Source organism: Streptomyces sp. NPDC054770 (genome assembly GCF_053611985.1).
Map to the genome: position 1 here is coordinate 39682 of NZ_JBSHBL010000075.1, position 11017 is coordinate 50698.

At 72.6% G+C, this 11017-nt stretch carries 10 protein-coding genes; 5 read left to right on the forward strand and 5 right to left on the reverse strand.

What is annotated here, in order from left to right; translation table 11 throughout:
- Positions 1-273: 273 nt before the first annotated feature.
- Together ACWGKQ_RS41495 and ACWGKQ_RS41500 are read right to left on the reverse strand one after the other, a co-directional pair.
- Positions 274-1872 (reverse strand): ABC-F family ATP-binding cassette domain-containing protein, encoded by a 1599-nt coding sequence (locus tag ACWGKQ_RS41495; protein WP_089100810.1) that lies wholly within the window; start codon positions 1870-1872, stop codon positions 274-276.
- Between the two features lie 92 nt (positions 1873-1964).
- Positions 1965-2939 carry a hypothetical protein gene (locus tag ACWGKQ_RS41500; RefSeq protein WP_453297218.1) on the reverse strand — a complete coding sequence of 325 codons (975 nt, stop codon included), beginning with the start codon at positions 2937-2939 and terminating at the stop codon, positions 1965-1967.
- 211 nt (positions 2940-3150) lie between these two features.
- Between ACWGKQ_RS41500 and ypfJ the strand changes: the two genes are divergently transcribed.
- Positions 3151-4041 (forward strand): KPN_02809 family neutral zinc metallopeptidase, encoded by an 891-nt coding sequence (gene ypfJ, locus ACWGKQ_RS41505; protein WP_453297219.1) that lies wholly within the window; start codon positions 3151-3153, stop codon positions 4039-4041.
- Positions 4042-4158: 117 nt separating this feature from the next.
- The gene (locus tag ACWGKQ_RS41510; protein ID WP_453297220.1) at positions 4159-4572 is read left to right on the forward strand and encodes a VOC family protein; all 414 of its coding nucleotides are present in this window, start codon (positions 4159-4161) and stop codon (positions 4570-4572) included.
- A 60-nt stretch (positions 4573-4632) separates the two neighbouring features.
- On the opposite strand, the gene ACWGKQ_RS41515 is transcribed toward ACWGKQ_RS41510, so the two are convergent.
- The 3 genes from ACWGKQ_RS41515 to ACWGKQ_RS41525 form a co-directional block, all read right to left on the reverse strand.
- Positions 4633-6021 carry a hypothetical protein gene (locus ACWGKQ_RS41515; protein ID WP_453297221.1) on the reverse strand — a complete coding sequence of 463 codons (1389 nt, stop codon included), beginning with the start codon at positions 6019-6021 and terminating at the stop codon, positions 4633-4635.
- 353 nt (positions 6022-6374) lie between these two features.
- Positions 6375-7502 (reverse strand): alpha/beta hydrolase, encoded by a 1128-nt coding sequence (locus ACWGKQ_RS41520; RefSeq protein ID WP_453297222.1) that lies wholly within the window; start codon positions 7500-7502, stop codon positions 6375-6377.
- 69 nt (positions 7503-7571) lie between these two features.
- Positions 7572-8306, reverse strand: coding sequence for a class II aldolase/adducin family protein (locus tag ACWGKQ_RS41525; protein ID WP_453297223.1), 735 nt, complete (start codon positions 8304-8306; stop codon positions 7572-7574).
- Between the two features lie 196 nt (positions 8307-8502).
- Here ACWGKQ_RS41525 and ACWGKQ_RS41530 point away from each other — a divergent pair, with 196 nt between their 5' ends.
- From ACWGKQ_RS41530 to ACWGKQ_RS41540, 3 genes are all read left to right on the forward strand, one after another.
- The gene (locus tag ACWGKQ_RS41530; protein WP_453297224.1) at positions 8503-9285 is read left to right on the forward strand and encodes a lysozyme; all 783 of its coding nucleotides are present in this window, start codon (positions 8503-8505) and stop codon (positions 9283-9285) included.
- 153 nt (positions 9286-9438) lie between these two features.
- Positions 9439-10695, forward strand: a complete 1257-nt coding sequence (locus ACWGKQ_RS41535; protein ID WP_453297225.1) for an anion permease — start codon at positions 9439-9441, stop codon at positions 10693-10695.
- A 19-nt stretch (positions 10696-10714) separates the two neighbouring features.
- Positions 10715-10942: a hypothetical protein gene (locus tag ACWGKQ_RS41540; RefSeq protein WP_383714897.1), complete on the forward strand. Its 228-nt coding sequence runs from the start codon at positions 10715-10717 to the stop codon at positions 10940-10942.
- Positions 10943-11017 lie beyond the last annotated feature (75 nt).

The window sequence follows — 11017 nt, forward strand, 5'->3', positions numbered from 1 at the left end:
ACATCGTTGTGACGACAGGAGCGCATCCCCACATACGGAATCTGTGATTCCGTCGAGAGCCGTCGGTGCGGCCGAACGGGTTCTTCCGCGAAATGCCAGGTCAGAAGCAGAAAGCGGCCGATCCCTTGTCGACAAAGGGATCGGCCGCAAAATCGATGTAGGACACACCTCGGTACGAGGAGATCTCACACAGATGATGGATCACCGATAAGCCGAATGATCCATAGCCAGTGGATCAGGCATTCGATCAAGCGAGGGCGACGCGATCGGATCTCAGGCGAGGGCGACGAGGTCCGCGTAGTCGGCGCCCCACAGGTCCTCGACACCGTCGGGCAGCAGGATGATCCGCTCGGGCTGGAGCGCCTCCACGGCACCCTCGTCGTGGGTGACGAGGACGACCGCGCCCTTGTAGGTGCGCAGGGCGCCGAGGATCTCCTCGCGGCTTGCGGGGTCGAGGTTGTTGGTCGGCTCGTCCAGGAGCAGGACGTTCGCGGAGGAGACCACCAGGGTGGCGAGGGCGAGACGGGTCTTCTCGCCGCCGGAGAGGACACCGGCCGGCTTGTCGACGTCGTCGCCGGAGAACAGGAACGAGCCGAGCGTCTTGCGGACCTCGACGAGGTCCAGGTCGGGGGCCGCCGAGCGCATGTTCTCCAGGACCGTGCGCTCCGGGTCCAGGGTCTCGTGCTCCTGGGCGTAGTAGCCGAGCTTGAGACCGTGCCCCTCGATGACCTCGCCGGTGTCGGGCTGCTCGACGCCGCCGAGCAGCCGCAGCAGGGTGGTCTTGCCGGCGCCGTTGAGACCCAGGATGACGACCCTGGAACCCTTGTCGATGGCCAGGTCGACGTCGGTGAAGATCTCCAGCGAGCCGTACGACTTCGACAGGCCCTCTGCGGTCAGCGGGGTCTTGCCGCAGGGCGAGGGTTCCGGGAAGCGCAGCTTGGCGACCTTGTCGGAGACGCGGACGGCGTCCAGGCCGGACAGCAGCTTGTCGGCGCGCCGGGCCATGTTCTGCGCGGCGACCGTCTTGGTGGCCTTGGCGCGCATCTTGTCGGCCTGCGAGTGCAGTGCGGCGGCCTTCTTCTCGGCGTTGGCACGCTCGCGCTTGCGGCGCTTCTCGTCGGCCTCGCGCTGCTGCTGGTAGAGCTTCCAGCCCATGTTGTAGACGTCGATCTGGGAGCGGTTGGCGTCCAGGTAGAAGACCTTGTTGACGACCGTCTCGACCAGGTCGACGTCGTGGGAGATCACGATGAAGCCGCCGCGGTAGGTCTTCAGGTAGTCGCGCAGCCAGACGATCGAGTCGGCGTCGAGGTGGTTGGTCGGCTCGTCGAGCAGGAGCGTGTCCGCGTCGGAGAACAGGATGCGGGCCAGCTCGATACGGCGGCGCTGACCGCCGGAGAGCGTGTGCAGGGGCTGGCCGAGCACCCGGTCGGGCAGGTTGAGCGCGGCGGCGATGGTGGCGGCCTCGGCCTCGGCGGCGTAACCGCCCTTGGTGAGGAACTCGGTCTCCTGGCGCTCGTACTGCCTGAGCGCCTTCTCGCGGGTGGCGCCCTGGCCGTTGGCGATGCGCTGTTCGTTCTCGCGCATCTTGCGGATCAGTACGTCCAGGCCGCGGGCGGAGAGGACACGGTCGCGGGCGAGGACGTCGAGGTCGCCGGTGCGGGGGTCCTGCGGGAGGTAGCCGACCTCGCCGGAGCGGGTGACGGTGCCCGCGGCGGGGATGCCGTCACCGGCCAGGACCTTGGTGAGGGTGGTCTTGCCTGCGCCGTTGCGGCCGACCAGGCCGATGCGGTCGCCCTTGGCGACGCGGAAGGTGGCGTTCTCGATGAGGATGCGCGCACCGGCGCGCAGCTCGATACCGGAGGCGGAGATCACGGACAGACTCCAGAGCGTACGGATAGTGACGGGTGGGCGGCTGAGGACGTTCCCGCCGTCTAATGCGCGAGGAGAATGGCCATGGGCCAAGTCTAACGGGGCGGCGCAAGCGCTTTTTCGGTGCGCGGGTGTTCGGGACGGCCCGCGCCGGGCCTCTCGTTGCCCAGCGGTGTGCGGTGCGGAGCGATTCCGCCCAGGTCGTCCACGGCGACGAGCTGCGCGGTCCAGGCGCCGTGCGCGCAGGGCTGGGCGAGGAGCAGGGCGCGGCCGTGACGTACGGCACGTTCGGGGCGGAACGCGCAGCCCGCGCGGGCGGGCAGCACCCAGCGCAGGTCGCCGTCGGCGGTGCGGTACGCGGCGATGCGGGCCGGGGTGACGACCGCGAGGATGCCGCGGCCCAGGGGGCGCAGCACGCCGGCGCCGCCCCGGGCGCGCAGCCAGTCGGCCGCCGCGGGCAGGGCGCGGTGCCAGCGCACGGAGCGGCCGTCGGTGTCGGTGACGAGCCCGTCGTCCCAGACGGTGATCGCTTCCCCGCGCGTGGGCAGCACGCTGAGCGGACGCCGGCCCACGCGCGCGTACCGCCAGCGCAGGGCCCGCCCGTCGTACGCCTCGACGGCGCCGCCACGCGCGCGTGCGGTGTGCGCGGGCGGGCCGGGGGTGAGGTGGTCGCCGTAGGGGGCGGGGCGGATCTGGTGGGCGACGGCGAGGAGGCCGGCCGCGAGGAGGAGGACGAGGGCGAGCGGACCCTTGAGGGATCTGCGGGCGGGGGGTCTTCCCGGGCGGGCGGGGGGTGTTCCCGGGCGGGCGGTCGGAGAATGCCGTGGGCGGGCCGTCGGGGACTGCTCCGGGACGGCCCTGGAGGCGTGCTCCGGACGGGTGCGCGAAGGCCGCTGCGCGCGGGCCGTCGGAGCCTGCTGCGGGACGGCGGGCGGAGAGTGCGCCGGGTCGGCGGGCGGAGCGTGCTCGGGGTGGGCGGGCGGAGACTGATCCGCGCGGGCCGCCGGGGACTGCTCGGGGCGGGCCTCGGCGTCGGGGGGCGCGGTCCTCCCCTGGTGCAGAACGGCCACCCCTTCCCACCCCTTGGGCGCCCGGCCGGGCGCCCCTGTGCCATGCGTCAGGCGCAGAGCGTAGTCACGCCCGCGACGGGCGGGCGGTCGGGACGCGGGGGCGGGGCGGGACGTCGCCCGTTCGGGCGTCCGTCCGGGCATCGGCGCGAAGTGGCGGCGCGCATGCCGCAAGGTGGGTGCAGGGGCCGGTGCGAGCGGAAGGCGGTGCCCCATGCAGTTCGACGACGACGCGAACCTGGACACCTCCGAGGTGCAGGATGTGCGGGGCAGCCGGATCCCGGGCGGGAAGGCGACCGTGGGCGGCGGCCTGGTCGGCCTGATCGCGCTGCTTCTCGGCCTGTTCCTCGGGGTCGGGCCGGACCAGCTGGGGCTGTCCTCCGGGGACAGCTCGCCCGCACCGGCGTCCTCCTCACTGGCGCAGGTACAGCAGCACTGCCGTACCGGACAGGACGCGAACACCAAGGAGGACTGCCGGATCGTGGCAGTGGTCAACAGCGTGCAGGACTTCTGGACGCAGGAGTTCCGGCAGCGCCACGGCACCTACACGGCCGCCCCCACGGTCTTCTTCGGCGGGCGGGTCGGCACCGCGTGCGGGACGGCGACCTCGGCGGTGGGGCCCTTCTACTGCCCGGGCGACCGGAAGGTCTATCTGGACCTCGGCTTCTTCGACGAGCTGCGGTCCAAGTTCGGGGCGAGCGGCGGGCCGTTCGCCCAGGCGTACGTGGTGGCGCACGAGTACGGGCACCATGTGCAGGACCTGATGGGCACGTTGAGCAGGTCGCAGGACAACCTGAGCGGCGTGAACAGCAATTCGGTGCGGGTGGAGCTGCAGGCCGACTGCTACGCCGGGGTGTGGGCGCACCACGCCACGACCACGAAGGACGAGTCGACCGGCCGGCCGCTGATCACCAGCCTGACGGCCGCGGACATCCAGGACGGACTGGACGCGGCGGCGGCCGTGGGCGACGACCGGATCCAGGAGCGGTTCCAGGGGCGGGTGACGCCGGAGACGTGGACGCACGGGTCGGCGCAGCAGCGGCAGCAGTGGTTCTACCAGGGGTACCGGAGCGGGGACATGGCGCGCTGCAACACCTTCCGGTGAGCCGCTGACCTGCAACGACGATGCGGGCCGGGGACGTTGTCAGTGCCGGGTGCCAGACTGGGGACCAGGCCGGAACGACGGCTTTCGGGGGGACCGGTACACGAGGGAGTGATCGGGATGGCGGGCACGAGTGGCGGGCGGCCGAGCATCTATCCGTCGCTGCTGTACGCGGACGCGAAGGCGGCGATCAAGCAGCTGACGGAGGCCTTCGGCTTCACCGAACTGTCGGTGTACGAGGGCGAGGACGGCATGGTGCTCCACGCCGAGCTGGTGCAGGGCAACGGCGCGATCATGCTGGGCTCCAAGGGCCGCGGCGGCCGGTTCGACGCGGCGATGGAGGGCGCGGGCCCGACCGGGGTGTACCTCGTCGTGGACGATGTCGACGCGCACCACCAGCGCGCCGTGGACCACGGCGCCGAGATCCTGATGCCCCCGACGGACCAGGACTACGGTTCGCGGGACTACATGGCCCGGGACGTCGAGGGCAACATCTGGAGCTTCGGCACGTACGCCCCGGAGATAGCCGTCTGACCCTCCTGATCCGTCCCTCCGGTCCGATCCTCCCGGTCGGCCCCCGGTACGGCCCTGCCGCTAGCCTCCGGTGTGCACCTGGAAGGCGGCGCGGCGGACGGCTTTGGCCAGCGCCGGGTCGGGGTGGGCGGCCGCGAGCGCGACCAGGACCTGCACGGTGCGCGGGTGTCCGACCGCGCGCACCTCGTCGAGCAGCGCGGGGACGGTGGGCTGGAGCGCCGACTCCAGGTGGCGGACGAGCAGCGGCGCCTCGCCGTGGTCGGCGACCGCGGCGGCCGTGTCCACCCAGAGCCAGGTCGCCTCTTCCCGGGTGAGCACCTCGTGGGCGTCCTCGGGGTCGACCCCGTCGTGCTCGGCCAGCCACAGCAGGGCGTACGGCCGCAGGGTCGGCTCGTCGGCGACCGCGCGGACGTCCGGTTCGGCGGGGGCGCCGACGACGCGCAGCGCCTCGAAGGCAAGGCCGCGCAGCAGGGCGTCCTCGCCGCGGGCGGCGTCGACGAGTTCGGTGACGGCGCCGCCGACGGGGCGGGCGGCGAGCCAGGCGCGGTACTCGGCGCGGGCCGCGTTGGGGCGGAGCTGGGCGCAGCCGCGCAGCATCTCCTCGGCGGCGACCTCGATGTTGCCGGCAGGGCTCTGCGCGGCGACGCAGATCTGCTCCAGCTTGACCCAGACCGCCCAGCTGCCCAGCGGGGTGAGGGTGGCCTGGCCGTCGCCGCAGGTCAGCGCGCCGACGGAGGCGAGGGCGTGCAGGGACCAGTCGAGGAGGGGGGCGAGCTCGGCCTCGTCGCCGGGGGCCGGGTCATCGGCCGGGGCGTGGTCCGCCGGGTCGGCGTCGGCGGAGCGCACGGCGGCGAGCGGCCTGGCGGTCCCGGTCCCGTTCTCCGTGTCGTAGGGGACCTCGCAGCGCTCGGTGCGCAGTTCGGTGACCCGCTGCGCCAGCAGGTCCAGGAGCTGCTCGACCGGGACGGGGCCGGCGGACAGCTGGAGGAAGGAGAGCACCTGGGGCATGGCCGAGACGACCTCGGCGACGGCGGCGGGCTCGAACTCCGCGGGCTCCGGATGGGCGAGCGACCAGGCGTCGAAGAGGGCGACCCAGCCGCGCAGCACGGCGCTGTCGTCGCGGTCCCAGGCGCGCAGGCGCCAGCCGGGGCGTGCGCTGTCGCCGTGTACCTCGACCAGGCCGGCGAGGCGGGCGGTGTCCCAGTCGGCGCGGACCTGAGCGGCGGTCAGTCCCAGGTCGTCGGACGCGCGTTCGGCGGACGCGTCGGAGAGGGTGGCCTTGCCGTCGGCGGTCGCGCCGTCGCTGCCGGGCCCGAGGGCGGTGTCGGCCCAGTGGGCGACGCGGGCCGCGCCGGCCAGGCCGGAGCGTGCCATTCTGGCCAGCTCGGCGGGGGCCGGGGTGCCCTCGGGCGGGCGGGGTGCGGGGCGGCGCGCGGGCCGCTGGTTCATCGCTCGGGGGGCGGCGGCCAGGGGTCGCGTTCGGACGAGTCGAAGCCTTGAGTCGCGCGGGATACGGGACGTCACGGGTGCAGTCTTCCGGTTGACGGTCCGAAAACCCAAACGGAATGTCACGGCGGGCGACGGGGGTGGCCAACGCACGGGGTGCGGGGGGAGGCGAAGAGACATGTTCAGGCCAGTGGTACGGCCTTAAACGGAACCTCCGGAACCGGCTGGAACCGGGGTCTCCGGTTTGGGGCGGGGAGGTGCCCGGGACGCGCGAGGGAAGGGCCGGCGCGTGCGGGATGAATCACATCCGGGGGGGCGCACGCGCCGGGGACACGCTGGGGACACGCCGGCGCGCATCACATCAGGGGCGTGAGAAACCGGCGCAGTCGTTCCTCGTACTCCTCCGGGTCGGCGTTCCACATCGCGCCGTGCGGGGCGTCCGGGACGGTGTGCAGCGCCACCAGGTCGGGGCGCCGCTCGGCGAGCCGGCGGGAGTACACCCAGGGCGCCACCGTGTCGTCCGGGCCGTGCACGATCAGGGTGGGCACGGTGAGGTGGTCCGGGTCGACGGGGTCGGCGGCATGGTCGGCGTGCAGGCCGACGCGGCCCTGGGCGGCACGCACCGCGAGCGGCAGCAGGTGCTCGGGGATGTGCCGGGCCTGGGCGAGGGCGCGCAGGGTGGCCTCCCAGCTGAGCACCGGGGAGTCCAGGACGAGGCCGGAGATCCGCTCGCGCAGTGCCGAGTGGGAGGCGGCGCGCAGCGCCATGGTGGCGCCGGTGGACCAGCCGTACAGGACGACACGGCGGGCGCCGTAGCGGACGGCGTAGCGGATCGCCGCGTCCAGGTCTCGCCACTCGCTCTCGCCGAGGTGGTTCAGGCCGTCCGGGGGGCGGGGGGCGCCGAGGTCGCCGCGGTAGGCGAGGGCGAGCACCGGCAGGCGCCGGGCGTGCAGGAACGCCATGACGTTCATGGGGTGCTCGCGGGTGGTGCCCAGGCCGTGCACGGCGATCACCCAGGTGTCCCGGTGGCCGGGCACGAACCAGGCGGGCAGCGGGCCGAGTTCGCCGGGCAGGTCGATGTCGGCGTGCTCCAGGCCGAGGGCGGTGCCCGGGTTGCCGATGTGGACGTTGGCGGTGAGCCAGGCCCTGTCGCCGGTCTCGAAGGTGCCGTGGGTCACGCGCTCCAGCCGCCGTACGACGGTGTCGGGGGTGTTCGCGGCGGACTCCAGGACGGCGCCGACGACCGCGTGCGAGCCGTCGCCGGCCAGGCCGTAGGTGCCGGGGCGCAGCGAGGCGAGGTCGCGGGTGAGGGTGATGCGGCCGGCCGCGGTGCCGTGCACGGTGAGCCGGGGCTCGGTGGGCAGGGGCCGCCCGGGCGGTGCCTTCAGCGCGGCGTCACTGGCGAACCGCCCCGCGGCCACGCCGGCCGCACCGGCGGCGAGTACGGCACCGACGGCAGCGGCCGTGACTTTGACTGGGTGCACCTGTCCAGTGTCGGGGCGGACCCCGACGGCGGCCAGTGGAGCGGCGGGGCTTTGGGGATCCGGGCGGGTTCAGCCCCGTCGCTGGCCGTACCCCCGCAGTCGCTCGCCCACCTCCGCCACCTGTTCCGCGGTCAGCAGGCTCGGGGCCAGGCCGGGCACCGAGGACGCCGTCAGCCACAGCCGGCACATCCATTCCAGCTGGGCGGTGCGGTCGTAGGCCTGGGTCAGGGTGGTGCCGTAGGTGATCGTGCCGTGGTTCTGGAGGAGGCAGCCGGAGCGGTCGGTCAGGGCGCGCAGCATGTTCTCGGCCAACTCGTCGGTGCCGTACGTCGCATACGGGGCAACCCGGACCGCGCCGCCGAGAGCGGCGGACATGTAGTGGATCGCCGGCAGCTCGGGGACGAGCGTCGAGACGGCCGTCGCGTGGACGGCGTGGGTGTGGACGACGGCCCCGGCGCCGGTGCCGCGGTAGATAGCGAGATGCATCGGCAGTTCGCTGGTCGGCACCAGGGTGCCGAGGACCTGGCGGCCGGCGAGGTCCACGCCCGTCACGTCGTCCGGGGTGAGCCTGTCGTACGGCACTCCCGACGGCGTGACCAGCACGGTGTCGCCGACGCGGACCGAGACGTTGCCCGAGGTGCCGACGACCAGTCCGTCGGACACCGTGCGGCGGGCGGTGGCGACGAGTTCGAGCCAGGCGCTCGCCTCCTCCGCGCGTACATCCCGCCTTCGCGGGTCCGGCACATCCTGTGCGCCGGTCCGTCCGTCCCGTCCGTCACGCGCGTCCCGCTGCTGCTCGGCCATGGCCCGATCCTGTCAGGCGACGCCCCAACCGGCCGGTGCGGCAGGGCACTTTAGGGCGGGCGTCCCGAATCCAGTAGAGCGCAAACCACCGCAAAGAGTCCCATTTCCCGGCTTGGCCGAAGATCGCCGAGGATACGCCGATCTTCCAATAATCTCTGGACGATTTTTCGTACACGTCGCCATTCCGGGGGGAAACATGGCCCGTGACCGTATTCCGCCGTTCCGCCACCGCGTCCGCCGCCGCACCCGGCACCGCGTCCACGTCCTGGCGGCGTCCGTGGCGGCGCTCGCCCTCGCGGGGGCCGGGGCCGCGTTCGCCGGGGCACCGGCGTCCGCGGCGAGCCTGCCGAAGGGGCACGACGTCTCCTCGCACCAGAAGAACGTCGACTGGCCGAGCGCGAGGGCGAAGGGCGCCAGGTTCGTCTACATCAAGGCGACCGAGTCGACCACCTACCACAACCCGTACTTCGACCAGCAGTACGACGGCTCGCGCCAGGCCGGCATCATGCGGGGCGCGTACCACTTCGCCCTGCCGGACAAGTCGTCGGGCACCCGGCAGGCCGCGTATTTCGTGAGCCACGGCGGCGCCTGGACGGCGGACGGCTGGACGCTGCCGCCCGCGCTCGACATCGAATACAACCCGTACGACAAGAAGCACCGGTGCTACGGGCTGAGCAAGGCTGCGATGACCGGCTGGATCAGGTCCTTCAGCGACGAGATGCAGCGGGAGACCGGCCGGCGGCCGGTGATCTACACGACCACCAACTGGTGGAACCAGTGCACCGGCGGCAGCGGGGCGTTCGCCGCCGACCACGCCCTGTGGATCGCCCGACACGGCTCGGCGGACGCGGGAGCACTGCCCGCCGGATGGTCGTCCTGGACCTTCTGGCAGTACGACAACAGCGGCAGCCTGCCGGGTGACCAGAATCTCTTCAACGGGTCGGCGAGCGGGCTGAAGTCGTTCGCCAAGGGCCGCTAGCCGCGCCGCGACCGGGCCGCCGAACCCGCATCGGAACGGCGGCCTCCGCTACCCGTAACCGCAGACACCCCTAAGCCCACCCCAGTTCACCTTCCGTTCATCCAGGTTGCCTACGGTCCAACAGCCAACGACCTCGAAAGATTGCCTGGGTAAATGGAAAACTTCTCGCTGATCTTGGCGATTGTGGTAGTCACCGCACTCGCGTTTGATTTCACGAACGGTTTCCACGACACCGCCAACGCGATGGCCACGACCATCTCGACCGGCGCGCTCAAGCCCAAGATCGCGGTGGCCATGTCCGCCGCGCTCAACCTGGTGGGCGCCTTCCTCTCGGTGGAGGTCGCCAACACGATCTCCAAGGGTCTCGTCGACGAGAACGGCATTCGTCCCGAGGTCATCTTCGCCGCGCTCGTCGGCGCCATCCTCTGGAACCTCGTGACCTGGCTGGTGGGCCTGCCCTCCAGTTCCTCGCACGCCCTCATGGGTGGTCTGATCGGCGCCACCGTCGCCTCCGCCGGCTTCGGCGCGGTCCACGGCGACGTGCTCGTCACCAAGGTCCTGCTCCCGGCGGTCGCCGCCCCCGTGGTCGCGGGCCTCGCGGCGCTGCTCTCCACCCGCCTGTCCTACGCGATCGGCAAGAACGCCGACGACAACGCCACCCGCAAGGGCTTCCGGGCCGGCCAGATAGCCTCGGCCGGCCTGGTCTCGCTCGCGCACGGCACCAACGACGCCCAGAAGACGATGGGCATCATCACCCTCGCGCTGATCGCGGGCGGTTCCATCGCTCCCGGCTCGAACCCTCCCACCTGGGTCATCCTCTCCGCCGGCCTCGCCATCGCGCTCGGCACCTACATCGGCGGCTGGCGGATCATCCGCACCATGGGCAAGGGCCTGACCGACCTCCAGCCGCAGCAGGGCTTCGCCGCCCAGACCAGCGCGGCCACCGCCATCCTGGCCTCCTCCCACCTCGGCTTCTCCCTCTCCACCACGCACGTCGTCTCCGGTTCGGTGATGGGCGCGGGGCTCGGCCGCAAGGGCGGCACGGTCCGCTGGTCCACCGCGACCCGCATGATGGTCGCCTGGGTGCTCACGCTCCCGGCCGCCGCACTGGTCGGCGCGCTCGCCGAGTCGGTGACGGACCTCGGCGACTGGGGCACGGCGGTCGTCGCCGTCTTCCTGGTGGCCGCCAGCGCCACGATCTGGAAGCTCTCCCGGCGCGAGGTCGTGGACAGCGCCAACGTCAACGACACCGGCGCCTCGGAGCCGGCCGGCGTGGTGACCGCGGCGATCGCCGCCGTGACCCCGCCGCCCGCGGGCACGGTCACGGAGGACCTGACCGCCACGATCCCCTCTCCTTCCCCCGTCCCCGCCCCGGCTGCTCCCGCGACCGACCCGGCCGCCACCGTCTGACCCCCGAGGAAGAACCGACATGAACATCGACTGGGCAGCCATCGGCTCCGTCTTCGGCGTCAGCCTCGTGGCCACGGTGGGCCTGGTGGCCCTCTTCACCCTCGGCATCAAGGGCCTCTCCGCCCGCGAACGCGCCACCGCCCAGGGCAACTCCGCGACCCTGGCCGCGACCGCCGCCTACCTCTGCTTCGCCGGCTGCGCAGCCGCCGTGGCCTGGGGCATCCACCTGATCGTGGCGAAGGCCTGAGGTCCCATCGCCCGAAAGCCGTATCGCCCGCGCCGCGGTCCCGTCGGTCCAAGGCGAAGGGCCCGCGGCGCAGAC